Origin of the sequence: Patiriisocius hiemis, from assembly GCF_031846325.1 — a bacterium.
Classification (GTDB): domain Bacteria; phylum Bacteroidota; class Bacteroidia; order Flavobacteriales; family Flavobacteriaceae; genus Patiriisocius_A; species Patiriisocius_A hiemis.
Genome location: NZ_JAVRHZ010000003.1, coordinates 71,164 through 97,145, shown reverse-complemented (window position 1 = coordinate 97,145; position 25,982 = coordinate 71,164). Strand labels below are relative to the sequence as shown.

24 protein-coding genes are annotated in these 25,982 nt (G+C 33.0%); 22 read left to right on the top strand and 2 right to left on the bottom strand.

Annotated elements, in window-relative coordinates; all coding sequences use genetic code 11:
• Nucleotides 1-11: 11 nt before the first annotated feature.
• The 10 genes from RM538_RS07300 to RM538_RS07255 all read left to right on the top strand — a co-directional run bounded on the left by RM538_RS07300 (nucleotide 12) and on the right by RM538_RS07255 (nucleotide 10,351).
• Nucleotides 12-431 carry an OsmC family protein gene (locus RM538_RS07300; RefSeq protein ID WP_311332755.1) on the top strand — a complete coding sequence of 140 codons (420 nt, stop codon included), beginning with the start codon at nucleotides 12-14 and terminating at the stop codon, nucleotides 429-431.
• Entirely contained in the window at nucleotides 428-1,594 is a 1,167-nt protein-coding gene (locus RM538_RS07295) for a trans-sulfuration enzyme family protein (protein WP_311332754.1), read from the top strand. Before RM538_RS07300 ends, RM538_RS07295 begins: the two co-directional genes overlap by 4 nt.
• Nucleotides 1,594-2,610, top strand: a complete 1,017-nt coding sequence (locus tag RM538_RS07290; protein WP_311332753.1) for a homocysteine S-methyltransferase family protein — start codon at nucleotides 1,594-1,596, stop codon at nucleotides 2,608-2,610. Before RM538_RS07295 ends, RM538_RS07290 begins: the two co-directional genes overlap by 1 nt.
• The gene (metH, locus tag RM538_RS07285) at nucleotides 2,610-5,303 is read left to right on the top strand and encodes a methionine synthase (protein ID WP_311332752.1); all 2,694 of its coding nucleotides are present in this window, start codon (nucleotides 2,610-2,612) and stop codon (nucleotides 5,301-5,303) included. The genes RM538_RS07290 and metH overlap by 1 nt, the downstream gene beginning before the upstream one ends.
• Nucleotides 5,304-5,348: 45 nt before the next feature.
• On the top strand, nucleotides 5,349-6,305 hold the full coding sequence (gene metF / locus RM538_RS07280) for a methylenetetrahydrofolate reductase [NAD(P)H] (protein WP_311332751.1): 957 nt from the start codon (nucleotides 5,349-5,351) through the stop codon (nucleotides 6,303-6,305).
• Between the two features lie 43 nt (nucleotides 6,306-6,348).
• Nucleotides 6,349-6,762 carry an RrF2 family transcriptional regulator gene (locus RM538_RS07275; protein WP_311332750.1) on the top strand — a complete coding sequence of 138 codons (414 nt, stop codon included), beginning with the start codon at nucleotides 6,349-6,351 and terminating at the stop codon, nucleotides 6,760-6,762.
• A 70-nt stretch (nucleotides 6,763-6,832) separates the two neighbouring features.
• Entirely contained in the window at nucleotides 6,833-7,459 is a 627-nt protein-coding gene (locus tag RM538_RS07270; RefSeq protein WP_311332749.1) for a phosphoadenosine phosphosulfate reductase domain-containing protein, read from the top strand.
• A gap of 52 nt (nucleotides 7,460-7,511) precedes the next feature.
• Nucleotides 7,512-8,456 carry a pyridoxal-phosphate dependent enzyme gene (locus RM538_RS07265; protein WP_311332748.1) on the top strand — a complete coding sequence of 315 codons (945 nt, stop codon included), beginning with the start codon at nucleotides 7,512-7,514 and terminating at the stop codon, nucleotides 8,454-8,456.
• A gap of 36 nt (nucleotides 8,457-8,492) precedes the next feature.
• A complete protein-coding gene (locus RM538_RS07260; RefSeq protein WP_311332747.1) occupies nucleotides 8,493-9,602 on the top strand; it encodes an acyloxyacyl hydrolase in 1,110 nt (369 codons plus the stop codon).
• Nucleotides 9,602-10,351 (top strand): head GIN domain-containing protein, encoded by a 750-nt coding sequence (locus tag RM538_RS07255; protein WP_311332746.1) that lies wholly within the window; start codon nucleotides 9,602-9,604, stop codon nucleotides 10,349-10,351. Before RM538_RS07260 ends, RM538_RS07255 begins: the two co-directional genes overlap by 1 nt.
• Here the strand turns inward: RM538_RS07255 and gldA are convergent.
• Entirely contained in the window at nucleotides 10,338-11,258 is a 921-nt protein-coding gene (gene gldA, locus RM538_RS07250; RefSeq protein WP_311332745.1) for a gliding motility-associated ABC transporter ATP-binding subunit GldA, read from the bottom strand. The two genes, RM538_RS07255 and gldA, sit on opposite strands and share 14 nt — an antisense overlap.
• 247 nt (nucleotides 11,259-11,505) lie before the next feature.
• Between gldA and RM538_RS07245 the strand changes: the two genes are divergently transcribed.
• Both RM538_RS07245 and RM538_RS07240 read left to right on the top strand, forming a co-directional pair.
• Nucleotides 11,506-12,588: a chorismate mutase gene (locus tag RM538_RS07245; protein WP_311332744.1), complete on the top strand. Its 1,083-nt coding sequence runs from the start codon at nucleotides 11,506-11,508 to the stop codon at nucleotides 12,586-12,588.
• Between the two features lie 215 nt (nucleotides 12,589-12,803).
• On the top strand, nucleotides 12,804-14,183 hold the full coding sequence (locus RM538_RS07240) for an FG-GAP-like repeat-containing protein (RefSeq protein WP_311332743.1): 1,380 nt from the start codon (nucleotides 12,804-12,806) through the stop codon (nucleotides 14,181-14,183).
• A gap of 35 nt (nucleotides 14,184-14,218) precedes the next feature.
• Here RM538_RS07240 and RM538_RS07235 read toward each other — a convergent pair whose 3' ends face one another.
• Nucleotides 14,219-14,674: a hypothetical protein gene (locus RM538_RS07235; RefSeq protein WP_311332742.1), complete on the bottom strand. Its 456-nt coding sequence runs from the start codon at nucleotides 14,672-14,674 to the stop codon at nucleotides 14,219-14,221.
• An 85-nt stretch (nucleotides 14,675-14,759) separates the two neighbouring features.
• Between RM538_RS07235 and rsgA the strand changes: the two genes are divergently transcribed.
• From rsgA to rlmN, 10 genes are all read left to right on the top strand, one after another.
• Nucleotides 14,760-15,707 (top strand): ribosome small subunit-dependent GTPase A, encoded by a 948-nt coding sequence (rsgA, locus tag RM538_RS07230; RefSeq protein WP_311332741.1) that lies wholly within the window; start codon nucleotides 14,760-14,762, stop codon nucleotides 15,705-15,707.
• Nucleotides 15,707-16,159: a D-aminoacyl-tRNA deacylase gene (dtd, locus tag RM538_RS07225; RefSeq protein ID WP_311332740.1), complete on the top strand. Its 453-nt coding sequence runs from the start codon at nucleotides 15,707-15,709 to the stop codon at nucleotides 16,157-16,159. The genes rsgA and dtd overlap by 1 nt, the downstream gene beginning before the upstream one ends.
• A 38-nt stretch (nucleotides 16,160-16,197) precedes the next feature.
• The gene (locus tag RM538_RS07220; protein WP_311332739.1) at nucleotides 16,198-18,096 is read left to right on the top strand and encodes a DUF3858 domain-containing protein; all 1,899 of its coding nucleotides are present in this window, start codon (nucleotides 16,198-16,200) and stop codon (nucleotides 18,094-18,096) included.
• 2 nt (nucleotides 18,097-18,098) lie between these two features.
• A complete protein-coding gene (locus tag RM538_RS07215; protein ID WP_311332738.1) occupies nucleotides 18,099-20,129 on the top strand; it encodes a DUF3858 domain-containing protein in 2,031 nt (676 codons plus the stop codon).
• A 3-nt stretch (nucleotides 20,130-20,132) separates the two neighbouring features.
• Complete coding sequence (locus RM538_RS07210) at nucleotides 20,133-20,459, top strand: nucleotide pyrophosphohydrolase (RefSeq protein WP_311332737.1); 327 nt, start codon at nucleotides 20,133-20,135, stop codon at nucleotides 20,457-20,459.
• On the top strand, nucleotides 20,459-20,701 hold the full coding sequence (locus tag RM538_RS07205) for a hypothetical protein (protein ID WP_311332736.1): 243 nt from the start codon (nucleotides 20,459-20,461) through the stop codon (nucleotides 20,699-20,701). Before RM538_RS07210 ends, RM538_RS07205 begins: the two co-directional genes overlap by 1 nt.
• Complete coding sequence (locus RM538_RS07200) at nucleotides 20,698-21,930, top strand: 3-phosphoshikimate 1-carboxyvinyltransferase (RefSeq protein WP_311332735.1); 1,233 nt, start codon at nucleotides 20,698-20,700, stop codon at nucleotides 21,928-21,930. Before RM538_RS07205 ends, RM538_RS07200 begins: the two co-directional genes overlap by 4 nt.
• A 78-nt stretch (nucleotides 21,931-22,008) precedes the next feature.
• A complete protein-coding gene (gene queA / locus RM538_RS07195) occupies nucleotides 22,009-23,058 on the top strand; it encodes a tRNA preQ1(34) S-adenosylmethionine ribosyltransferase-isomerase QueA (protein ID WP_311332734.1) in 1,050 nt (349 codons plus the stop codon).
• A 127-nt stretch (nucleotides 23,059-23,185) separates the two neighbouring features.
• On the top strand, nucleotides 23,186-24,838 hold the full coding sequence (locus tag RM538_RS07190) for a T9SS type A sorting domain-containing protein (protein ID WP_311332733.1): 1,653 nt from the start codon (nucleotides 23,186-23,188) through the stop codon (nucleotides 24,836-24,838).
• 57 nt (nucleotides 24,839-24,895) lie between these two features.
• The gene (rlmN, locus tag RM538_RS07185) at nucleotides 24,896-25,936 is read left to right on the top strand and encodes a dual-specificity RNA methyltransferase RlmN (protein ID WP_311332732.1); all 1,041 of its coding nucleotides are present in this window, start codon (nucleotides 24,896-24,898) and stop codon (nucleotides 25,934-25,936) included.
• Nucleotides 25,937-25,982: the final 46 nt, after the last annotated feature.

Here is a 25,982-nt window from a genome sequence, read left to right as displayed (position 1 = left end):
ACTAAATTATTATGAAAGTAACACTAGCAAGAAAAAACAATGATTATCAATTTGAGGCACTAGGTAAAACTAACACTCCAGTTCTAATAGATAATACATCGCAAGACGATGCCAAAGGAGCAAGCCCAATGGAGTTATTACTTATGGGTGTTGGCGGTTGTAGTGCGATTGATGTAATCCATATTCTAAAAAAGCAAAGGCAAGTAATCACAGACTATAAGATTGAAGTAGAAGGTGCTAGAAAGCAAATTAAAGAAGCAAAACCTTTTGAGTCAATACATGTAACTATTTTTTTAGAGGGTGATATTGTAGAGGCAAAAGCACTTAAAGCAGCATCGTTGAGCTTCGAAAAATACTGTTCGGTTTCTATTACATTAGAAGAGTCTGTAGCTGTTACCTATGCTGTTGTTTTAAACGGAAAGAAGTTATGAGTCACTTTGAAACAGAAGCCATAAGAACACAAACGCCTAGGTCATTACACCAAGAGCATTCGGTTCCCTTATATCTTACGTCTAGTTTTGTTTTTGAAGATGCCGAGGATATGCGAGCTTCTTTTTCTGAAGAAAAGCAACGTAATATTTACAGTAGGTTTACAAATCCTAATACTAGTGAATTTGTAGAAAAAATGTGTTTACTAGAAGGTGCCGAAGCCGGACATGCTTTTGCAACGGGAATGTCTGCGGTGTTTTCAACTTTTGCGGGGTTGTTAAATAGTGGCGATCATATTGTAAGTTGTCGTAGTATTTTTGGAAGTACACATACATTATTTACTAAGTATTTACCTAAATGGAATATTACAACAAGCTATTTTTCAATAGAAGCATCAGAAACTATTGAACATTATATACAGCCTAACACAAAAATACTATACGCAGAAACACCAACTAACCCTTCGGTTGCATTACTAGATTTAGAATACTTAGCTGCTATTGCAAGTAAGCACAATTTGTTACTAGTTATAGACAATTGTTTTGCAACGCCTTATTTACAACAGCCTATAAAATTTGGTGCAGACCTGGTAATACATTCGGCAACAAAATTGATTGATGGACAAGGAAGAGTACTTGGTGGGGTAACTGTTGGTAGAGCAGATTTAATAAGAGAAATTTACTTGTTTTCTCGAAATACAGGACCTGCATTATCGCCTTTTAATGCCTGGGTGTTATCAAAAAGCCTAGAAACACTTTCGGTGCGTGTAGATAAACATTGTGAAAATACTTTTAAAATAGCGTCATTTTTAGAAAACCATAAAGCAGTAAAAAGTGTGGCTTATCCTTTTTTAGCCTCTCATCCACAATATGAAATAGCAATAAAGCAAATGAAACAAGGAGGTAGTATTGTTGCTTTTGAAATAACGGGAGGTGTTGAGCAAGGCAGAAAATTTCTAGATGCAATAAAGCTTTGTTCACTTTCAGCAAACTTAGGAGATACAAGAACTATTATTACGCACCCTGCTTCTACTACACATAGTAAATTATCTGTAGAAGATAGGGCCGAAGCTGGCATTACAGATAGTCTAGTGAGAGTGTCTGTAGGTTTAGAAAATGTAGAAGACATTATAAATGATATAACTCAAGCACTAGAAAAAATTTAATGAATACTATAATTAAAGCATTACAAGAAAGAGTATTGGTTCTAGATGGTGCTATGGGTACTATGCTGCAAGCCTATAATTTTACTGAAGAAGACTTTAGAGGTGAACGGTTTAAGGACTTTAAAGTTTCATTAAAAGGAAACAACGATTTATTGTCCATTACTCAACCACAAGCAATTGCCGAAGTACATAAAAAGTACTTTGAAGCAGGTGCAGATATCGTAGAAACCAATACTTTTTCTGGGACTACTATTGCAATGGCAGATTATGAAATGGAAGATTTAGTGTACGAACTTAATTATGAGTCAGCAAGAATTGCCAAAGATGTAGCTACTATTTTTTCTAAAAAAGAACCTCGCAAACCAAGGTTTGTAGCTGGCTCAATTGGACCGACCAATAAGACAGCTAGTATGTCTCCAGATGTAAACGACCCAGCCTATAGAGCCATTTCTTTTAATGAACTTAAGATAGCTTACAGACAACAAGTAGAAGCCTTGTTAGATGGGGGAGTTGATATTTTACTTGTAGAAACTGTTTTTGATACACTTAATGCAAAAGCAGCTTTATTTGCTATAGACGAAATTAAAGAAGAGCGTAATATATATACTCCAGTAATGGTAAGCGGTACCATTACAGATGCTTCAGGAAGAACGCTATCTGGACAAACTGCCGAAGCTTTTTTGATTTCAATTTCACATATTCCTTTGTTAAGCGTTGGTTTTAATTGTGCGCTAGGAGCAAAGCAATTATTACCACACCTCGAAGTAGTAGCTAATAGAACAGAAATAGGGATTTCGGCACACCCTAATGCTGGTTTGCCAAATGCATTTGGCGAGTATGATGAGACACCAGAACAAATGGCCACACAAATAAAAACATATCTAGATAAACAATTAGTAAATATAATTGGTGGTTGTTGTGGGACATCTCCAGAGCACATAAAAGCCATTGCCCAAGTTGCAAAAAACTACCCCCCAAGACCCTTTAAAATACCTTCCGAAAAAACTATAACGTAATGCGCCTACATTCAGAAAATAAATACTTACAACTCTCCGGCTTAGAACCTTTGGTTATTACGCCAGAGAGTAATTTTATTAATGTTGGAGAACGTACTAATGTTGCAGGTTCACGAAAGTTTTTACGACTTATAAAGGAAGAAAACTATGAAGAAGCATTAACCGTTGCTAGAGACCAAGTAGAAGGAGGCGCGCAAATTATAGACATTAATATGGACGATGGTCTTATTGATGGAAAAGAAGCCATGGTGAATTTTTTAAACCTAGTAATGGCAGAGCCAGATATTGCTAAAGTTCCTGTTATGATAGATAGCTCAAAATGGGAAATTATTGAAGCAGGTTTACAAGTAGTACAAGGAAAATGTGTGGTTAATTCTATTAGTTTAAAAGAAGGAGAGCAAACTTTTATTGAGCAGGCTAAGAAGATTAAAAGGTATGGAGCAGCTGTCATTATTATGGCTTTTGATGAGGTTGGGCAGGCAGATAACTATAAAAGAAGAATAGAAATTGCAAAACGCTCCTATGATATTTTAACTACTAGAGTTGGATTTCCTGCTCAAGATATCATTTTTGACCTTAATATTTTTCCTGTTGCAACTGGGATGGATGAACATCGCAAAAATGCTATTGACTTTATTGAAGCAACTCGTTGGGTAAAAGAAAACCTACCACATTGTAGTGTAAGCGGAGGAGTGAGTAATGTATCTTTTAGTTTTCGAGGTAATAACGCGGTAAGAGAAGCGATGCATTCTGTGTTTTTATACCACGCTATAAAAGCTGGGATGAACATAGGTATCGTAAACCCAACTATGCTAGAGGTTTATGATGATATACCAAAAGAATTATTGGATTACGTAGAAGATGTAATTTTAAATAGAAGAGAAGATGCAACAGAGCGTTTATTGGATTTTGCTGAAAGTGTAAAAGGAACAACAAAAGAGCGTACGGTTGATTTATCCTGGAGAGAAGAATCGTTACAAAACAGAATTACACGATCCCTTGTAAAAGGAATAGATCAATATATTGAAGAAGATGTTGAAGAAGCTAGATTGGCATCTAGTAAACCAATTGAAGTTATTGAGGGGCATTTAATGACAGGGATGAATGTTGTTGGAGATTTGTTTGGGAGTGGAAAAATGTTTTTACCGCAAGTCGTAAAAAGTGCACGAGTAATGAAAAAAGCCGTAGCATATTTATTACCCTACATTGAGGAAGAGAAGTTAAAGAACCCTTCTTTAGATGATAGTTCTTCAGCTGGAAAAATTCTTATGGCTACTGTTAAAGGAGATGTACACGACATAGGTAAAAACATAGTTTCGGTTGTATTGGCGTGTAATAATTATGAAATAATAGATTTGGGAGTTATGGTGCCTCCAGAACAAATTATTGCACAAGCAAAACAACATAATGTGGATGTAATTGGGTTAAGTGGTTTAATTACACCATCGCTCAATGAGATGGTTTTTTTAGCAAAAGAAATGCAACGTCAAAAATTTGAGGTTCCACTTTTAATAGGAGGTGCCACTACTAGTAAAGCACATACAGCTGTAAAGATTGATCCTCAATATAAAAACGTTGTAGTTCATGTAAACGATGCTTCAAGAGCTGTAACTGTTGTGGGTGACTTACTTAAGAAAGAGACTTCTCCACAATTTAAAGAGAACTTAAAAGAAGAGTATTCGGTTTTTAGAGAAGGTTTTTTAAGAAGGCAAAAAACAAAAAAATATCTCACTATTAGAGAAGCAAGACAAAATAAATTCAAGATAGACTGGAGTAGTTCAAAAATTGTAAAACCAACTCAATTGGGTATTAAAACCATAGAGGGTTTTGATTTAGAACGACTTAAAGATTACATAGATTGGACACCATTTTTTAGAAGCTGGGATTTGCATGGTAGATATCCCAAGATTTTAAAAGATGATATTGTGGGCGAGCAAGCTTCAGAACTATTTAAGGATGCACAAGAAATGCTATCAACTATCTTTTCTGAAAAGCTGCTTATAGGCAAGGCTGTTTTTGGCTTGTTCAAAGCAAATTCAGTAAACGATGATGATATTGAAGTAATTTCTAACGAGGGACATAAACATACGTTTCACACACTTAGACAACAAAGTAAAAAAGCAAAGGATAGACCTAATATTGCATTAGCAGATTTTATTGCACCAAAACAAATAAATAAACAAGATTATATAGGATGTTTTTGTGTTTCGGCTGGTTTTGGGGCTGAGGAACTAGCAAAAAAATTTGAAGCTGTAAATGACGACTACAATAGCATTATGGTAAAAGCACTTGCCGATAGGCTAGCAGAAGCCTTTGCAGAATACTTACATAAAGAAATTAGAACCCACCATTGGGGATATGCTATAAATGAACATTTAACTAACGAAGAGTTAATACAAGAAAGCTATAAAGGTATTAGGCCAGCACCAGGCTATCCTGCATGCCCAGACCATCTTGAAAAAGAAACAATCTGGGAAGTATTAAAGGTACAAGAGCATATTGGGGTTTCATTAACCGAAAGCCTTGCGATGTGGCCAGCAGCTTCAGTTTCTGGCTACTATTTTGCAAATAAAGAAGCACGTTATTTTGGATTGGGAAAGATAAAAGAAGACCAAGTAAAGGACTTTGCAGCACGAAAAAATATTTCAGAAGAAAAGGCAACAAAATGGCTTACGCCAAATATTACAGATTAATAATACTATAAACTAAATAGAATCCTGCTTCCGCAGAAAATGAATATGAAAGTAACAGAACATATAGAAAGAGCGAACGGAAAAACACAGTTTTCATTTGAGATTTTGCCCCCATTAAAAGGAGAAAATATTCAGTCTATTTTTGATAGTATAGATCCATTAATGGAGTTTAAACCCCCTTTTATTGATGTAACCTATCATAGAGAAGAGTATATTTATAAAGAGATGAATAATGGTTTGTTGCAAAAAAAAGTTGTGAGGAAACGACCGGGTACAGTTGGTATTTGTGCAGCAATTCAAAATAAATACAATGTAGATGCTATACCTCATATTTTATGTGGGGGATTTACCAAGGAGGATACAGAGAATTTTTTAATTGATTTGGGTTTTCTAGAAATAGACAATGTAATGGCCCTTCGAGGTGATGCAGTAAAAAATGAAACTTACTTTAGTCCAGAACGACAAGGGCATATGTACGCAAGTGAACTAGTTTCACAAATACAAGCATTAAATAATGGGGTGTATCTTGAAGAAGATTTAAAAAATACAACTCCCACAAATTTTTGTATTGGAGTAGCGGGTTATCCAGAGAAACATCTAGAAGCACCAAGCTTAGATAGTGATATTCACTTTTTAAAACAGAAAATTAAAGAAGGGGCTACTTATATAGTTACCCAAATGTTTTTTGATAACAAAAAGTATTTTGAATTTGTTAAAAAATGTAGAAGTGCTGGCATTACTGTTCCAATTATTCCTGGTTTAAAACCTCTAGCAACTAAAAAGCAATTAAATATGTTACCACATCGTTTTAGTGTAGAATTGCCAGACACGTTAATAATGGAAGTGGTGAAGTGTAAGAGTAATAAAGAAGTACGAAAGGTAGGTGTTGATTGGTGTATATTACAAAGCAAAGAGCTTATTAATGCTGGAGTACCTGTACTACATTATTACTCTATGGGAAAAAGTGACAATATTAGAACTATAGCATCAAAATTGTTTTAATATTTTGTGTTTATAAAGAAATAATTACGAATTTTAACAACAAATGCTTTCAAGAAAAACTAAATACGGAATTAAAGCACTTACATTTCTTGCAAAAAGTAATGCAATAGACCCAATACCAATTTCCGTTATTGCAAAATCTGAAAATATTTCGCAAAAGTTTTTAGAAAGTATTTTGTTAACCTTACGTAAAGCTAGGGTTTTATCTTCTAAAAAAGGAAAAGGAGGTGGGTATTACTTACTTAAAAAACCAGAAGAAATTAAAATTGCAGAAGTTTATAGAGCCCTCGAAGGGCCTATTGCAATGGTTCCTTGTGTAAGTTTAAATTTTTACGAAAAATGCGATGACTGCCCAGATGAAAATAAATGCTCTGTGCATAGCCTTATGCTACAAGTACGGGACAACACGCTCTCTATTCTTGAGAAGAATACACTTGCAGATTTAATTAAAATGTAGTTTGTTTTTGTAGTTTATTATTAGTTCATATTTTTGTTTACTCTATAAAGTCTATAGGAATTATATATTTATGATTATTACTAAAAATACTATCGTTTCATTTAATGAAAATTTAAAATATGAAAGCCCTAAAGAGATAATAAATTTTATTTTATCTATTGCAAGTAATCCTATAGTTACAACTAGTTTTGGGAAGTACTCTAGCAGTTTGTTATATGCTGTAACATCTCAAAAAAAGAATGTGCCAGTTGTATGGTGTGATACAGGTTATAACACAGAGGCCACTTACAAACATGCTTCTAGATTAATTCAAGACCTTAAATTGAATGTAGATATTTTTAGTCCACAATACTCAACAGCATTTATTAATTATACACTTGGTAGTCCTACTTATGATAACCCAAAACACCAGGAGTTTTCTGAAGTTGTAAAATTAGAACCCTTTAAAAGAGCTTTAGAAAAATACAAGCCAGATATTTGGTTTACTAATATTAGACAGAAACAAACAGAGCATCGTAGCACATTAGATATTTTGAGTTTTAGTGAAACAGGAATCTTAAAAGTAAGTCCGTTTTTTTATTTCTCAGACCAAGAGTTGGAAGCTTATTGTAAAAAACACAACCTCCCTATAGAAGGAAATTATTTTGACCCTGTAAAAGCCATGAGCCACAGGGAATGTGGAATACATTTTCAGTAATTATTGTAAAATAAATCACTAAATAACTATCTTTCTTTTTTGAAACAGTACTATGATTCCATCAAAAAGAATAGTTGAAGAAGCCTATAAGAGAACTACACCTCATGTACATAAAACACCAATTTTAACATCACAATTGTTGAATGAAATATCTGGCACGCAACTTTTTTTTAAGTGTGAGAACTTTCAGAAAATGGGAGCTTTTAAAATGCGGGGGGCAATCAATGCTATTTTACAACTTTCAGAAGAAGAGAAGGGCAAAGGAGTAGTAACACATTCTTCAGGAAATTTTGCACAAGCAGTTTCTTTAGCTGCAAAACATTTAGGAATAAAAGCTTATATAGTAATGCCAAGTAATGCACCTCAAGTAAAGAAGGAAGCAGTACATGGGTATGGAGGAATAATTATAGAATCAAGACCAACATTAAAGTCCAGAGAAACAGAAGCCGCCAAAATAGTAAAAGAGAAAGGAGCAACATTTCTACATCCTTCTAACAATCTTAATGTTATATTAGGGCAAGGTACAGCTGCTATTGAGCTGCTTGAAAGCGAACCTAATTTAGATTTAATTTTTACACCTGTAGGTGGGGGAGGTCTTATCGCAGGAACAGCACTTGCTGCTACTTATTTTTCTAATAGTAATTGTAAAGTAATTGGTGGAGAACCTTATAAAGTTGATGATGCATATCGCTCTTTAAAAAGTGGTAGGATTGAAATTAATACCAATACAAATACTATTGCTGATGGTTTGCGAACTAATCTTGGAGATATTAATTTTCCCATTATTCAAAAGCATGTTGATGAAATAATAAGAGTCCAAGAAATAGAAATCATTGAATCTATGCGTCTTATTTGGGAACGTTTAAAAATAATTATCGAGCCATCTTCTGCTGTTCCTTTTGCTGCACTTCTCTCTGAAAAACAGCGGTTTAAAAATAAGAAAATTGGAATTATACTATCTGGAGGAAATGTTGACCTTTCAAATTTATCATTTTAAGTTTGTAGTCTTGTAAATTCTCCTATTTTTACGGTCGTGAAAAAAATTAGTGCCCTCATATTTTTCTGCATCTGTACCACTCTCTCGTTCTCCCAAGAAACAGAGTATAAACCTTTTTCACTTGAGGCAGATTATTTCTATGGAAGCATTTTAGAGCACAATCCTGACATTGCTCATCTCATTACAGAACATCCTGCTGGTGTTATACTATCCTATAATAGAAAAACGTATGGTTTTAATGATTGGGAGCGTAGGTATCGCTATCCAGATTGGGGTTTTACATTTACGTACCAAGATATGAAGAACTATTATCTTGGAGAAAATTATGGTCTATACGGTCATTATAACTGGTATTTTTTTGATAGAAATTTAGTAGTTAGACTAGGGCAAGGAGTTGCATACGCAACAAAACCATATGATAAAGAAACTAATTTTATTAATAATGCTTACGGTACATCTTTTATGAGTACCACATTTTTAAAAGCCAATTATGTAAAAGAAAATCTTTGGAATGGTTTAGGTTTTCATGCAGGCTTTACCATTATTCATTATTCAAATGCTAATTTAAAAGCTCCAAATAATAGTACTAATACTTTTGCATTTAATGTAGGGTTAAGTTACCAATTTGATTATGAAAATTTTCCAGAGTTTATTCCATTAGATGATACGCCTAGTAGTAACTATGCTGAAAAAATTAAGTATAATTTAGTTTTTAGGTCTGGAATTAATGAAGCAGATGTTAATGGTCTTGGACAATATCCTTTTTATATAGTATCTGGATTTGCAGATAAAAGAATAAACTATAAAAGTACTTTACAAGCTGGAGTTGATGTATTCTTTTCTACGTTTTTAGAAGAATTAATACGCTTTAGGTCCATAGCTTATCCAGAAGATGGACTTAGTGGTAATGAAGATTATAAACGTGTTGGAGTGTTTTTGGGACATGAATTACGTTTTAATAAAGTTGCCTTTGTTTCACAATTAGGATATTATGTGTATTGGCCTTATAAGTTTGAAAACAGACTTTATAATAGACTTGGGCTTAAAAGATACTTTCTAAAAGATAAAGTGTTTGGTGCTGTAACTGTTAAGGCACATGGAGCAAAAGCTGAAGCCGTAGAATTTGGAATAGGAATAAGGTTATAATGAAAAAACTATTTTACGTATTAATTTTAATTGTAGTTACTAGTTGTGACTCAGAAAAGGGAATAACTTGTTTCCAAGAAGCGGGGAGAATAGTTCAAGAAGACTTCCCAGTTGAAGATTTTGACAGACTTATTGTTTGGGAACGTATTCATTTATTTGTAAAACAAGGAAACGAGCACAAGGTTATTGTAGAAACAGGAGAGAATTTATTAAACGGTATTGAAGTTACTGTTAAAGATGGTTTGCTAGAACTAAGAAATACTAATAGATGTAACCTAGTGAGAGACTACGGGATTACAAAAATGTATATAACGGCTCCTAATATTACTAAAATACGTTCTAGTACTGGACTTCCTGTTGAAAGCATTGGTACACTTTCTTATCCAAGCTTAGTTTTACTTTCTGAAGATCAAGATAATGAAGATGAGTTTCATATAGATGGAGACTTTATCCTAGATATTAATGCGCAAAATCTTCAAATAGGCGCAAACGGTCTGTCTAACTTTTACCTTTCTGGAAATGTTGAGAATGCCAATATTGGTCTTTTTGATGGAGACAACCGTATAGAGGCCGAAAATTTAATTATTCAAAATTTAGAGTTGTTTCACAGAGGAACACAAAAAATGATTGTAAATCCACAACAATCAATTAGAGGACAAATTGTTAGTATTGGAGATGTCATTGCAAAAAATAGACCTCCCCTAGTAGAAGTTGAAGAGCTGTTTGAAGGGCGTCTTATTTTTGAGTAGTAAGCTCAACAAATAGTTGTTCTAAAGAAGTATTTTTTTGATGTAACTGGAGTATCTTAAGGCCATTATCGTGTGCAAAATCAAAAACTGAACTTCTCATATCTGCTTCAGTATCAAAATAGATTTGGTAAACAAAACCTACGCTGTTTTCTATTTTTTTTGCTTTAGGTATTTTTTGTAAAGCAATTTCTTCTACGCGGTAGTCAAACTCTACTTCAACAATTTGCTCTTTATTATTTTTAAGGTCATTTAGGTTTTTATCCAAAACAATTTTTCCTTTGTTAATAATAATTACTCTGTCACAAATAGCTTCTACTTCTTGCATAATATGAGTAGAAAGTAATACAGTTTTTCCCGGAGTTCCATCTGGGTGTGGTTTTCCAGCACTTTTTATAAGGTCTCTAATTTCTAATAATTGATTTGGATCAAGCCCAGTAGTTGGCTCATCCAGAATTAATACACTAGGATTATGTAGTAATGCATTTGCAATACCCACTCGTTGTCTATATCCTTTTGAGAGTTGTCCAATTTTCTTGTAGCACTCGGTTAAAAGACCAGTTTGGGCAACTACTTTTTCAACGTTATTCTTTGAGACCCCGTGTACTCTAGCATTAAATAGTAAATACTCTTTTACATACATTTCTAGATACAAGGGATTGTGTTCTGGTAAATAGCCAACACTTTTTTGAACTTGTTTCTTTTCTGAAAGCACATCAAATCTATTTACTCTAGCGTTTCCAGAAGTGGCTTGTAAATACGTTGTAAGAATCTTTAAAAGAGTAGATTTTCCTGCCCCATTTGGACCTAGCAAACCAACAACCTCACCTCTTTTTACATCAAAAGATATTGCGTCAAGGGCTTTTTGACTCCCGTACTCTTTTGTAATATTTGATACTTTTATAGCCATAGTTGTTACTTGAGCAAAGCTACTAAATTAATAAAGAGACTTTATAGGTTTAAGGTGCAAAAAAAATCATAAAAGGTTTTATAGCCTTTAATAATTAATTACTTTAGCACCAATGAAAATGAAAAACATGTTATTACAATTTTTATCTTGGTGGCACCAATTTACTAACTGATGCGCAACGAGATTATTGTATAATAGTATAAACTATAAAAGAGTCTCGTTGAGGCTCTTTTTTTATTTGTAAAGTATGGAGAATAGTAAAAACTTAAGAACCTGGTTAGATGCTTTTGGACTTCAACATCCGCTTGTAATTGCTGGTCCCTGTAGTGCAGAGACCGAAGCTCAAGTACTTAAAATTGCACACCAACTTAAAGAAACAGATACTACAGTTTTACGTGCAGGTATTTGGAAACCAAGAACACGCCCAGGAAATTTTGAAGGAGTAGGAGCATTGGGATTAAAATGGCTGCAAAAAGCCAAGCAAGAAACCGGGCTATTAACAACTACCGAAGTTGCAAATGCGCACCATGTAGAGTTGGCATTAAAACACGATATAGATATTTTATGGATAGGAGCAAGAACAACCGTTTCTCCATTTATTGTTCAAGAATTAGCAGATGCTTTGCAAGGAACAGATAAGCCTGTATTAATTAAAAACCCAGTAAATCCAGACCTTCCATTATGGCTTGGAGCTGTTGAGCGTTTTTATGAAGCCAATGTAAAAAACTTAGGAGTAATACATAGAGGGTTTTCTACTTATGAGAAAACTAGATACAGAAACAACCCCGAGTGGCAAATCCCAATTGATTTACAAAATAGATTTCCAGATTTACCACTTATTTTAGACCCTTCTCATATTGCAGGCCGTAGAGATATTATTTTCGATTTATGCCAGACGGCATTAGACCTTAATTATGATGGTTTAATGATAGAAACTCATTATGATCCAGATAATGCATGGAGTGATGCAAAACAACAAATTACTCCAGCCACACTAGACCAGATGACTGTAGATTTACGCATACGTAAAACTGAAAGTGAAGAAGTAGCTTTTAAAAATCAATTAAACACTTTTAGAACTCAAATAGATGTTATAGATCATAAAATTGTTGAAATGCTAGGCAAGCGTATGCAGATTGCAGACAAAATTGGAGGTATAAAAAAACAAAATAATGTTGCTATTTTACAAAACAAACGTTGGAATGAAATTTTGGGTAAAATGATACTTGATGGAGAAGAACAAAATTTAAGCGAAGAGTTTATACTACGTATATACAAGGCCATACACCAAGAGTCTATTAATCACCAAAAAAAGATTGTGAATTCATAATAAGATAAACAAGGATTATTTTCTTATATTCATATACTGTAATAAAACTCCCCTTAGTTTTAACAATAATAGTATACCTAATGCTTTAATTACCCCTCAAGACTCTACACAGATAAATAACCCACAATTAATTAACACCTTACAGCCAGGGTTATACAATATTCAAAAAAATTATGATGATGGCTCAAGTGAAGAGACTATGATTTTAAAAGAAAATGAAAATTAAATCAAGTATATATTTACTTTTTGCGATGGTATTATTATGTAGTACTTTACTAACGGGACAAACCTTTGGCCCGTTACAACTTATCTCTACTGAGGCTTTAGGGGCTAGAGATATACGCGTAGCAGATATTGATAATGACGGAGATTTAGATATTGTTACAGCTTCGATAGGTGATGATAGAATAGCTTGGTATGAAAACTTAGATGGCAATGGTACCTTTAGTGAAGCTATTTTAATAGGCTCTTTGTTTGAAACCATAACTGTTGCTGTTGCAGATTTAGATAATGATGGTGATATAGATGTACTAGGGAGTTCTATTGTTGATGATATAGTTGTTTGGTATGAAAACCTGGATGGAGCAGGGACATTTAGCACACAAAGACTACTTACTACTGTTGTAGACTTTCCGTATGATATAGAAACAGCAGATATAGATGGTGATGGCGATACAGATGTGTTTATCTCCTCGGATACTTTTGCTAGGATTTATCTCTTAAAAAACAATGGAGATGGTACTTTTGCTCCAATTGAAACTATTGTAGAAGGAAATAATGTTCCTCGTTCTTTAGTATTATACGATATAGATGGCGATTCGGATTTAGACTTGGTAAGTTCTGGTGCAAGTGCCTTTCAAGCCGCTTGGTACGAAAATATAGATGGACAAGGAACCTTTGGTACAACTAATATTATAATTCAACAAGCTTTTACTGTACAAGATATTTTTGTTAGTGATATAGATGGTGATGGCGATGGAGACTTATTGGCAGCTACCAATGCAGATAATGATGTCTCTTGGTATGCTAATGATGGTAGTGGCGTGTTTGGAGATAAACAAACCATAAGCACTAATGCAGAATCTGCTTTCTCAGTTTTTGCCGCAGATTTAGACAACGATGGTGATATGGACGTACTCTCAGCCTCATCTGTAGATGATAAAATTGCCTGGTACGAAAACTTAGATGGCAATGGTGCTTTTAGTAGTGAAAATATACTAACCCTAGAAGCAGATGGAAAAAATAAAGTTATTGCTGCAGATGTAGATAATGATGGGGATGAGGATGTATTATTTGTTTCTCAAAACAATAACACGGTTGCTTGGTTTGAGAATTTAACCGTTGTGCTTGGGGTAGCTGAGATTGAGAACACATTTTTACTGGTGTACCCTAATCCTGTAAAAGATATAGTATACATTCAAGGAAACACAGATGCCATACAAAAGGTTGAGATATATAATACATTAGGACAGTTAGTATTGCAAACCAATTATAAAAGTATAGGAGTTGATGTAAGCAATATTGCTAGTAATATATTATATCTGTCTATTTATACAGATCAAGAAGTATTAATAAAAAAAGTACTTAAAAATTAAAAAAAGCCGCTCAATGAGCGGCTTTTTTATTGCTATTATTGTTTAATTCTTTTAAAAATATATCTAGTTACATAAATTCCATTTCCATCACCTTTTCCTCCAAAGCTTTCTACACCACTATTAACAAAGGCTAGTTCCCAGCCCTCTTCTGCCATCGTATTAATTTTTGAAGTTACAATTGCATCATTAGCAGCAATATTTTGAAAACGTATTCCTCCTAGGTTATAGAAGTTTAACAATTTGGTTTCGTCAAACCCTTTAACTCTAATATCACTTCTGTCAGATTTGTTTCTTTTGCTATCTTCTTCGGTTTGGGTAGAAGTAAATTCTTTATAATCTCTTTTATCATTTACCGAAATCATTCTAGACCTACCTAATCCGTTAGGCACAATAGATTCAATAACTGTTACGGTTTCATATTCATATACCTGTGCCTCAGAAAACTGGATAAAAGAAAATAATACGAGTGCCGTTACAATAATGTTTTTCATAATTTAATTTGTTTTAGTTTTTACGTTGCCAGCAAATATAGAATAAATACGGTTTGATTAAATTAATTTTCAGATTTTTGCAGTAATGCTAGGAACTGTTTATAAATCTACTGGAAGTTGGTACACCGTAAAAGCTCAAAATGGAGTTTTTTACGAGTGCAGACTTAAAGGTAGGTTTAGAATAGACGGTATTAAAAGCACCAATCCGGTTGCGGTAGGTGATGTTGTAAATTTTAATGTAGAAACCAAAGGAGATGAAACAGTTGGTGTAATAGATAGGATTGAAGAACGTGAAAACTATATTATTAGAAAATCTGTAAACCTCTCCAAGCAAACACACATAATAGCAGCTAATATTGATGTAGCTTTTTTATTAGTCACATTAAATAACCCAACAACATTCCCAGCATTTATAGATCGTTTTTTGGTAACTGCAGAAGCCTATGATATAAAAGCTGTTTTACTTTTCAATAAAATAGACACCTATAATCAAGACGAATTGGTAGAAATAAAATACCTAGCTGCATTGTATCGAAGTATAGGATATGAGTGTATAGGTATCTCTGCAAAAACTGAAAAAAATGTAGAAAAGGTAAAGGAAATAATGAAAGGTAAAGTCTCTATGTTTTCTGGGCATAGTGGTGTTGGTAAATCTACATTAGTAAATACTATAGAACCAGCACTAGATTTAAAAATAGCTGAAATTTCTTTACAACATCAACAAGGACAACACACTACAACCTTTGCAGAGATGTTTGACTTGTCCTTTAATGCTAGAATTATAGATACTCCAGGAATACGAGGATTTGGTTTAGTCGAAATTGATAATGAAGAGTTGGGAGATTATTTTCCAGAATTTTTTAAACTAAAAGAATACTGTAAGTTTAATAATTGTTTACATATTGAAGAGCCCAAATGTGCTGTTAAAGAAGCACTAGAAAATGAAGAAATAGCTTGGTCTCGTTACCGAAGTTATCTTCAAATAATGGAAGGGGAAGACGAGCATTACCGTAAAGATAATTACCAAGAATAATGAGAATAGTTTTACAAAGAGTTAAGGAGGCTTCGGTTACAGTTTCAAATAAAAAAATTGCTAGTATAAAAGAAGGTTTCTTAATTTTATTAGGTATTGAAGATTCAGACACTCAAGAAGATATCGAGTGGTTATCTAGAAAAATTGTTAACATGCGTGTATTTTCTGATGAAAACGAACACATGAATAATGCTATTAAAGCTGTTGATGGAGCTATCTTAGTAGTAAGCCAGTTTACACTTCATGCTAGTACCAAAAAAGGGAATAGGCCCTCTTTTATAAAAGCAGCTAGACCAGAAGTTGCCATCCCACTTTATGAATCATTTATAAAACAACTAGAAGTAGAATTAGGAAAAAAAATAGAAGCCGGATCTTTTGGTGCTATGATGGATGTAGCCTTAGTTAATGATGGTCCTGTTACAATTATTATGGATTCTAAAAACAAGGAATAAAATTTTTTATATATTGCGAGCAGGGAGATTTTATTTTTATGTTTAAGTTTTTAGTAGTGTTTTTTTTAGCGTTTATTTCTACAAACGCTCAGGTTGATTTTTCAATACTTTCTATCCCATCAGAATTAAAAGAAAATGCAAATAGTGTTCTTGTTAAAGAGAATATTATAGTAGACGTTTCTGAAGAAGCCAAGATGATTGTCGAAGAGTATTCGGTGAGAACTATTTTTAATGAACTTGGAAATAGACATCTTAATGCGGTAGAGTATTACGATGAAAATTCAAAAATTAAAAAGATAGAGGCTTATATTTATGATGCGCTTGGTAATGAAATTGCACATTATAAAAAAAGAGACTTTAAAGACGTAAGTGCTGCAGATGGATTCTCCTTGTATAGTGACAACAGAGTTTTATTTCTAGATTATACCCCTACAACATATCCCTATACAATTGTATATACATCAGAAACTGAAACAGGAAATACAGCATTTATTAGACCTTGGACTCCTATTGGAGGATACGTAAGAGGTACAATGGAAAGTACATATACATTAAAGTTTGACCCAGCGAACAAGCCAAAATATAAAGCAGATAATTTAGAGGATTATTCAATTTCTATAGACGAAAAACCAACGGAGTATGTGTTTAAAGCCAAAAACATAAAAGCTATTAAATACGAAGAGCTAAGTCCAAGCTTTAATGATATAGCCCCAAGAATTTCAGTTGCACTCAATGAGTTTTATTTAGAAGGTGAAAAAGGATACGGGTCCGACTGGGAAACATTTGGCAAATGGATGAATGACCAATTGCTTTCTGGAGTTAGTGAATTACCAATAGCTACTGTAGAAAAAGTAAAAGCTCTTGTAGCAAATGAACAAACTAATGAAGCTAAAGCAAGAAAAATATATCAATACTTACAAGATAAAGTACGTTACATAAGTATTCAAATTGGCATTGGTGGATGGAAACCTATGCTTGCAAAAGATGTAGATTATCTGGGATATGGTGATTGTAAAGCACTAACAAATTATACAAAAGCATTACTAGATGCAGTTGGAGTGCCTTCTTATTATACGGTCTTATATGCTGGAAATGAAGAAAGAAATATAGATAAGGATTTTACTTCTATGCAAGGAAATCATGTTATCCTTGGCATCCCAGATGAAGACAATATTACATGGCTTGAATGTACTAGCCAAGAAGTACCATATAGTTATTTAGGTAATTTCACAGACGATAGAGATGTTTTACTAGTGACTCCACAAGGAGGAAAGATAGTAACTACAAAAAAATATACTTCAAAAGAAAATTTACAAGAACAAAAAGCAACTGTAAATTTAGACTTAGAAGGAGGAGTATCTATCAACTTTACTGGGACTTCTTGGGGTACCCAGTATGGAAATAAGTTTAAGAATAAAAATAAAACAGCTGTTGACCAAGAGAAAGAATACAAAAATAGATGGGGATACCTTAATGGTGTTTCTGTAGGTGATGTAAACTTAACTAATGATAGAGAAAATATTTCTTTTTCCGAAAACCTAAAACTTTACGTTCCCAACTACACAACAAAGGTGGGTGACGACTTCCTTCTTTGTTTAAATGTCCTTAATCAATCTCAATATATCCCTCCCAGGTATAGAGAACGAAACCAGACACTTTATTTACGTGAAGGGTATTTAGATACAGACGAAATTACTTTCAATATACCAGAAACCTACAGTATAGAAGAACTTCCAGAAGATAAAAGTATTGAGAATAAATTTGGTACTTATGAGATTTCTTTTAGTAAAAATGAAAAAAATCAAATTATTTATAAGCGTTCATTTTTATTGAATAAAGGAAGCTTTTCTAAAGAGGATTATAAAAATTATCGAAACTTTAGAAGACAAATAGCAAAACTTGATAAAACAAAAATATTACTAAAAAAAAATAATTAATAATGAAACCATCAACTTACTTAAGCATTCTATTCTTATTCTTATTTAGCTCTCAATTATCATTAAAAGCTCAAGATTATAGATATGGCAAGGTGTCTAAAGAAGAACTTCAAGAAAAAGTACACCCTATAGATTCAAATGCTAATGCAGCTATATTATATAGAGAAGTAAACACTAAGTTTGATTATAATCAAGATGATGGTTTTTATATAGTAGAAAGTTATCATGAACGAATTAAAATTTATAATAAAGATGGATATAATTGGGCAACAAAAACAATTAACTCTTACGAGTCTGATGGAAGAACAAAAGAAAAAATATATAGTTTAAAGGGCGAGACCTATTTTCTTCAGGATGGTAAAGTTGAGAGTGAAAAACTAAGAAATAACGGAATTTTTGAGGAAGAAAAAAGTAAGTTTTTAAGTCAAACAAAATTTACTATGCCCAATATAAAAGATGGTTGTATTATAGAGTATAAATATGATATTAAGTCTCCATTTATTAGTAGTATAGATTCATATAGATTCCAAGAGAAAATACCAATTAATAAAGTTAAACTAGATTTTATTGCTCCAGAATATTTTAGTTATAAGCTTCATCAAAAAGGGGCAATTCCATTTACAATTAATACAGATGGTGTTAGTAGGGACTTAAACATTAGATACAGAACAAAGCCTACTAATGGTTTTGGAAAAGCTGGGCGTGCTAAGACAGAGACAAGTCAACTTACCTTTAGAGAAAACATTTACAAAGTAGAAATTCAGGATGTGCCAGCTCTTAAGGAGGAAGCATATGCTGGTAACCTTGATAATTATAGGTCTTCTTTAAAGTTTGAACTTTCGTATACAAATTATCCTCAATCTAGTATAAACTATTACACAACAACTTGGGAGGATGTTTCAAAATCAATTTATAGATCCGAACTTTTTGGCCAACAACTAGAAAAGAATAATTATTATAAAAATGATATAGATGCTCTTATTAAAGGAGTTACAGATGATAATGAGAAATTAATTTTAATTTTTGAATATGTAAAAGGAAAAATGAATTGGAACTCTTATCTAGGTGCTGTGACAGATGAAGGAGTAAAAAATGCCTATAAAAAAAATACAGGTAATGTTGCAGATATTAACTTAATGTTAATTTCAATGCTTCGTTATGCAGGTATAAATTCAAACCCAGTTTTAACAAGTACAAAATCTAATGGTATTCCTATTTTTCCTACCAGAAGTGGATTTAATTACGTTATTGCTTCTGTAGAAGGTAAAGAAAGCGTTTTGTTATTGGATGCTACAAATAAGTTTGGTGAGCCTAATGTTCTAGAGCCTGAGATTATTAATTGGCAAGGGAGAATAATTAGAGAGGATGAAAGTTCTGCATGGGTAAGTTTATATCCTTCAAAGTCTGCTGTTAAAAGCCTACTGTTAAATGCTAAAATTTCTGATGATTTAACTATAGTAGGAGACTCAAAAGTACGTTATGATGGTCATTATGCACTATCTAGTAGAAATAGGTTTTCTAAAGTAAACAATGAAGATGTAAGAAAAGAAATTGAAAATCAAAATGGTAATGTAGAGATATTAGATCATAAATTTGAAAACTTACAAAAACTATATACCCCTGTAAATCTATCTTATAATTTTGAAACTTTAGATCTTGTTGAAGAGGTTAGTGGTAAAATTTATTTTTCACCAATGCTGTTTTTAAAAATGAATCAAAATCCATTTAAGTTAGAGGAAAGGGTTTATCCTATAGACTTTATTTATCCGAAAAGGGATAGATTTTTGATAAAATTAGAAATTCCAGAGGGTTATACTGTAGAAAGTATTCCCGAAGGAGGTTCTTTTGGACTTCCAGAAAACCTAGGTTCTTTTAGGTACTTAATATCTGAAAAAGATAATATTATTCAATTGTCTGTAGATTTAGCAATTAATTCTCCTGTTATTTCTTCTAAATTTTACTCTAATCTCAAGCAATTTTTCGAACTTGTAGTGCAAAAAGAGAATGAGAAAGTAGTTCTTACAAAGATTTAGAATATGGATATACAAGATGCTCAACAAGCAGTAGATAATTGGATAAAAGAACACGGTGTTCGTTACTTTGATGAGCTTACTAATATGGCACAACTAACCGAAGAGGTTGGTGAAGTTGCTCGAATTATCGCAAGACGCTATGGAGAACAAAGTGAGAAAGAAAGTGATAAAAATAAAGATTTAGGAGAAGAACTTGCCGATGTTGTTTTTGTAGTGCTATGCCTGGCTAATCAAACGGGAGTAGATTTACAAGATGCTTTTAATAAAAAACTCGCTATTAAAACAAAAAGAGATCATGATCGTCACCATAGCAACTCAAAACTTAAATAATGTTTAAAAGAGTTTTAGCACATAAAGGTTTTTGGAAGAGTGTTCTTATTCTGGCTATAGCATATTCAGCTTTGCTTTTTTTAATTCAATACCTTACTGCTGGTTTTTCATTAGAGTTTATAGATAATTATACTTTAACTTCTTGGTTGTTTTTATTGCTTGCAGGTAGTATTTGTGGTTTCTTTGTTACCTATGGAAAATTTTGGGGCAAACTCAAAAATGAAGACTATAAAAACAGATGATTGCGCAGGTAGGCTTTAGTTCGAATTTTATAACTACTGAAATCCAAATCTCAGGTTCTAAAAGTGAAAGCAACAGACTTTTAATTTTAAAAAGCTTATATCCAAATCTTACAATAAAAAACCTATCTATTAGTGATGACACTAAGGTGCTTCTTGCAGCATTAGAGAAAATGGACGGCGAGATAGATGTGCATCACGCAGGTACTGCAATGCGTTTTTTAACTGCTTTCTTTTCATTTAAAGAAGGAGTTACTGTTGTTTTAACTGGAAGTAAAAGAATGCAAGAACGTCCCATAAAGATTTTGGTCAATTCGTTAAGAGAAATGGGTGCAAACATAACCTATTTGAAAAATGAAGGTTATCCTCCTTTGAGGATTATAGGAAAAGAACCGCAACAGAATACAGTAAACATAGCTGCTAATGTGAGTAGTCAATATATCTCTGCATTATTGCTTGTTGCCTCTTCATTAAAGAATGGTCTAACAATTACCCTACAAGGTGAAATAACATCTACCCCTTACATTAAAATGACACTTCAGTTGTTACAACAAATAGGGTTAGATTCGACTTTTGATGGAAATACAATTTCATTATTACCAGTAAGTAAAATTCCTCAAAAAACTATTACTGTAGAATCAGATTGGAGCTCTGCTTCTTATTTTTACAGTATTATTTCTTTGGTAAAGGGAGCTTCAGTAACCCTAAAAAGTTACAAAAGAGAGAGCCTACAAGGTGATTCGGCACTTTCAGAAATTTATTCAAAGTTAGGGGTTGTTACCACAATTAATGATACTGAAAATAGCATTACACTATCTAATAATCATAAAGCTATTTCAGAAAAAATAGAGTTAGATCTATCCAACACACCAGATATTGCACAAACTATTGCGGTTACTTGTTTAGGCTTAGCAATTCCTTGCCTACTAACAGGGTTGCATACTCTAAAGATTAAAGAAACAGATAGGATAGTAGCACTTAAAATTGAACTCGAGAAACTTGGTGCAAGAGTGATTGTTACAGACAATTCATTAGAGCTTTTTCCTGAGCCTTCTTTAAATAAGAATGTTTTAATAGATACTTATAACGATCATCGTATGGCAATGGCATTTGCTCCTTTATCCAGTAAAGTTCCTTTGCAAATTAATGAGCCTATGGTAGTTACTAAATCGTATCCTAACTTTTGGAAACACCTACAAAAAATAGGTTTTTTAGTCGATTTTAAAGAATAAATGCCTATTTACTTGACAACCCCTACCTCCAGATTGTATATTTGCAACTTTTAAAGAAAATCCGCACGTATTATGGGAATGAAACTATCCAATTTTAATTTTAAATTACCACCAGAGTTATTAGCAGAATATCCTTCTCCAAATAGAGACGAAGCTCGATTAATGGTTCTTAACAGAAAAGAAGAAACTATAGAGCATAAGATGTTTAAAGATCTTATAGATTATTTTGATGAAGATGATGTATTAGTACTTAATAATACAAAAGTATTTCCTGCAAGACTATATGGTAATAAAGAGAAAACAGGAGCTCGTATTGAAGTTTTCTTATTAAGAGAGTTAAATCCTGAAACGCGTCTCTGGGACGTATTAGTAGACCCAGCTCGTAAAATTAGAATTGGTAATAAGTTATATTTTGGTGATGATGAAACTCTAGTTGCAGAGGTAATCGATAATACTACCTCTAGAGGAAGAACGTTACGTTTTTTATTTGATGGCTCTTATGAGGAGTTTAGAAATAAACTTACAGAACTTGGTGAAACCCCACTTCCTAAATATATAAAAAGAGATGTGGAACCAGAAGATGCTGACAGGTATCAAACAATTTTTGCAAAAAATGAAGGAGCAGTAGCAGCACCAACTGCTGGACTTCACTTTTCTAAGCATTTATTAAAACGTCTTGAGATAAAAGGAATCAACTTTGCAGAAGTTACCTTACATGTTGGTTTAGGAACTTTTAGTCCAGTTGAGGTAGAAGATTTATCTAAACACAAAATGGATTCTGAGGAAATGGAAATTGGTACAAATGCTGTTTCTATTATAAATAATGGATTAAAAGAGAAAAGGAGAATTTGTGCTGTAGGTACTACCGCAATGCGAGCACTAGAGAGTTCGGTTTCATCAAACCATACTTTAAATGAGTTTCAAGGATGGACTAATAAGTTTATTTTCCCTCCTTATGACTTTAGTATAGCAAATGCTATGGTAACAAACTTCCATACACCAAAATCTACGCTATTAATGATGGTTTCTGCTTTTGCAGGTCACGATTTCATTAAAAAAGCGTATGAAGAAGCCGTAAAAGAAAAGTATAGGTTTTATACCTATGGTGATGCTATGTTAATCATATAGATAATATCTTGATATAGAATTGAAAATCCTGCTATTACCTTTAGCAGGATTTTTTACATTTTAGCGATTTCTGTTTCTAATGTGTAATTATTTCTCTATTTTAGTTAATTGATTACCATATTAATACATGAAACAACTATTACTTTTAGTACTTTTTTCATCTTTTGCTTTTTCATTTGCTCAGTCTAATGAAGAGGATACGCCTTATAGTTGGAAAAACACTATAAGTACTAGAACTCCAATTATAGAACTTCCTCCTCTAGATCTAGAGCAAGTTGCAATAGAAGATAGTATCAATGACCTTGATAAAAGTCAACCATGGCGCTACGGAATCACTAGAGAAATTAATGTTGATTTAACGCAAGATGGTGCCTGGACAGAGTTGCCTAATGGTGACAAGATATGGCAAGTAGCAATTTATTCTCCAAATGCTATTAATTTAAGTTTGAACTTTAATGACTTCTATTTACCTCCAGGAACAAGAATGCACATTTTTAATGATGATAGAACCGATATTTCAAAAACATATACTTCAGATACTAATAGAGAAAGTAACCAGTTAGGTTCTTGGTTTATTAATGGTAATGTTATTTGGGTGGAATATTACCAACCTGAAAACATTTCAGAAGATGTTTCATTACAAATAGGAAGCGTTATTCACGGCTATAGAATGGGTAAGGTAAATCAATTAGCTAGAAATCGTGGTTTAAATGATTCCGGAGATTGCAATTACGACGTTAATTGTTCAATAGGGACTGATTTTGATGAAAAAAAGGATTTTGTTAAAAAGACAGTAGCATTATTAAATTTAGGAAATGGATTTTTATGCTCGGCTGCTCTTGTAAACAATACATTACAAGATAAAACTCCCTATTTATTAACTGCTAATCATTGTCTTGAAGGTAGTGACCCTGCATTTTGGAGTGTTCGATTTAACTGGATGAGTCCTAACCCTGTTTGTGGTACAGGTGAGGAAAGTGCAGATATCCAAACAAACTTTACGATGAGTGGAGCAACACTAAGAGCAAATAATTCTTTGAGTGATTTTGCATTAGTAGAGTTGTTTAATACAATACCAGATGCGTGGGACATAGTTTTCTCTGGTTGGGATAACACAGACACAGATCCAACCTATGAGGTGGGCATACATCACCCAAATGGAGATATAATGAAGATTTGCAGAGATGATAGTGGTGCAGTTAAAGAAACAGCAAATGGTACTGAAGTTTGGCTTATTGGAGGAACTAGTGTAGGTGATGGAGAAGGATGGGAGATTGGCACTACAGAAAGTGGTTCTTCAGGTTCCCCTTTGTTCGACCAAAAAGGGAGGCTTATTGGGCAGTTATATGCAGGGGAATCTTTTTGTAATGGAACAGAATCAAATAATGATTATGATATCTATGGTCGTTTTGCTATTTCTTGGAATGCTGGCAATACACCAGAGACTCGATTAAAAGACTGGTTAGATCCTAATGACTCTGGCGTAGAGTTTTTAGAAACACTTCAAAACATATTAAATGTTCAAGATGTTAGTTTAGAAGGAGTGTTAGATGTTTATCCAAACCCTACTTCAACTCAAATTACAATAATGAATAATAGATACCCTAATTTGAGTTTTAGATTATATAATACTGTTGGCCAACTAATGCAAAGTGGCAATGTGTCTAATACCTACAATACTATCTCTGTTGAAAGCTTTACAGCAGGAGTTTACTTCTTATACTTAGAAGATGGAGAAACACAAAAAAATATTACTAAGAAGATAGTAGTACAAAGATAAAATACCTCCTTACTTATTTACACCCTTAGTTTGTTATACTTACTTTTGTAATTGTTTATGAAGACAGTTAAAAAAGATATACGTGCCTTATCAAAGGAAGAATTGAGAGATTTTTTTGTTTCTATTGGCGACAAAGCATTTAGAGGTAATCAAGTGTATGAATGGTTATGGAACAAAAGCATTCATAATTTTGATGATATGACCAATATCTCAAAGGAGACTAGAGCACACCTCGAAAGTAATTTTGTGATTAATCATATTGAAGTAGATTCTATCCAAAAAAGTAACGATGGAACAATAAAAAATGCAGTAAAACTCCATGATGGATTAATTGTAGAGTCTGTTTTAATTCCTACTAAAAGTAGAACGACAGCTTGTGTGTCTTCACAAGTAGGGTGTAGTTTAGATTGTAAGTTTTGTGCTACCGCTAGTCTAAAAAGGATGCGAAACCTTAATCCTGATGAAATTTATGATCAAGTAGTTGCTATAGATAATGAGAGTAAGTTATATTATGACATACCACTTTCCAATATTGTTTTTATGGGAATGGGCGAGCCTCTTATGAACTATAAAAATGTACTTGCATCCATAGATAAAATTACCTCTTCTGAAGGTCTTGGGATGTCTCCAAAACGAATTACGGTATCCACTTCTGGTGTGCCTAAAATGATTAAAAAGCTTGCAGATGATGAAGTTAAGTTTAATTTGGCAGTATCATTACATTCTGCAATACAAGAAACTAGGGAGCAGATTATGCCATTTGCAAAAAGCTTTACTTTAGAAGATTTAAAAGACTCATTAGTATATTGGTATGAGAAGACCAAAAAGATGGTAACTTATGAGTATGTAGTTTGGAAAGATATCAATGACAGCAAAAAAGATATTGATGCTTTAGTGCAATTCTGTAATTATATTCCCTCAAAAGTTAATATAATAGAGTACAATCCAATTGATGACGGTCAATTTCAACAAGCTCCTAATAAAGTAATTGATGATTATATTTATTATTTAGAAAAAAACAGAATTCCTGTAACGGTTAGAAGAAGTAGAGGTAAAGATATTGATGCTGCCTGCGGGCAACTAGCAAACAAGCAATAAAAAAAGCGACTCAATTGAGTCGCTTTTTACTTATATGTTAAAATAA

Excerpts from the sequence above, each read along its gene's own strand:
- RM538_RS07255 (WP_311332746.1), top strand. The coding sequence starts at position 9,602 with ATGAAAAAACTATTTTACGTATTAATTTTAATTGTAGTTACTAGTTGT.
- RM538_RS07270 (WP_311332749.1), top strand. The coding sequence starts at position 6,833 with ATGATTATTACTAAAAATACTATCGTTTCATTTAATGAAAATTTAAAA.
- RM538_RS07275 (WP_311332750.1), top strand. The coding sequence starts at position 6,349 with ATGCTTTCAAGAAAAACTAAATACGGAATTAAAGCACTTACATTTCTT.
- RM538_RS07265 (WP_311332748.1), top strand. The coding sequence starts at position 7,512 with ATGATTCCATCAAAAAGAATAGTTGAAGAAGCCTATAAGAGAACTACA.
- RM538_RS07245 (WP_311332744.1), top strand. The coding sequence starts at position 11,506 with ATGGAGAATAGTAAAAACTTAAGAACCTGGTTAGATGCTTTTGGACTT.
- RM538_RS07295 (WP_311332754.1), top strand. The coding sequence starts at position 428 with ATGAGTCACTTTGAAACAGAAGCCATAAGAACACAAACGCCTAGGTCA.
- gldA (WP_311332745.1), bottom strand. The coding sequence starts at position 11,258 with ATGGCTATAAAAGTATCAAATATTACAAAAGAGTACGGGAGTCAAAAA.
- RM538_RS07240 (WP_311332743.1), top strand. The coding sequence starts at position 12,804 with ATGAAAATTAAATCAAGTATATATTTACTTTTTGCGATGGTATTATTA.
- RM538_RS07200 (WP_311332735.1), top strand. The coding sequence starts at position 20,698 with ATGATTGCGCAGGTAGGCTTTAGTTCGAATTTTATAACTACTGAAATC.
- RM538_RS07190 (WP_311332733.1), top strand. The coding sequence starts at position 23,186 with ATGAAACAACTATTACTTTTAGTACTTTTTTCATCTTTTGCTTTTTCA.
- metF (WP_311332751.1), top strand. The coding sequence starts at position 5,349 with ATGAAAGTAACAGAACATATAGAAAGAGCGAACGGAAAAACACAGTTT.
- RM538_RS07205 (WP_311332736.1), top strand. The coding sequence starts at position 20,459 with ATGTTTAAAAGAGTTTTAGCACATAAAGGTTTTTGGAAGAGTGTTCTT.
- RM538_RS07290 (WP_311332753.1), top strand. The coding sequence starts at position 1,594 with ATGAATACTATAATTAAAGCATTACAAGAAAGAGTATTGGTTCTAGAT.
- RM538_RS07300 (WP_311332755.1), top strand. The coding sequence starts at position 12 with ATGAAAGTAACACTAGCAAGAAAAAACAATGATTATCAATTTGAGGCA.
- rlmN (WP_311332732.1), top strand. The coding sequence starts at position 24,896 with ATGAAGACAGTTAAAAAAGATATACGTGCCTTATCAAAGGAAGAATTG.
- dtd (WP_311332740.1), top strand. The coding sequence starts at position 15,707 with ATGAGAATAGTTTTACAAAGAGTTAAGGAGGCTTCGGTTACAGTTTCA.
- RM538_RS07235 (WP_311332742.1), bottom strand. The coding sequence starts at position 14,674 with ATGAAAAACATTATTGTAACGGCACTCGTATTATTTTCTTTTATCCAG.
- metH (WP_311332752.1), top strand. The coding sequence starts at position 2,610 with ATGCGCCTACATTCAGAAAATAAATACTTACAACTCTCCGGCTTAGAA.
- queA (WP_311332734.1), top strand. The coding sequence starts at position 22,009 with ATGAAACTATCCAATTTTAATTTTAAATTACCACCAGAGTTATTAGCA.
- RM538_RS07215 (WP_311332738.1), top strand. The coding sequence starts at position 18,099 with ATGAAACCATCAACTTACTTAAGCATTCTATTCTTATTCTTATTTAGC.
- RM538_RS07220 (WP_311332739.1), top strand. The coding sequence starts at position 16,198 with ATGTTTAAGTTTTTAGTAGTGTTTTTTTTAGCGTTTATTTCTACAAAC.
- RM538_RS07210 (WP_311332737.1), top strand. The coding sequence starts at position 20,133 with ATGGATATACAAGATGCTCAACAAGCAGTAGATAATTGGATAAAAGAA.
- rsgA (WP_311332741.1), top strand. The coding sequence starts at position 14,760 with ATGCTAGGAACTGTTTATAAATCTACTGGAAGTTGGTACACCGTAAAA.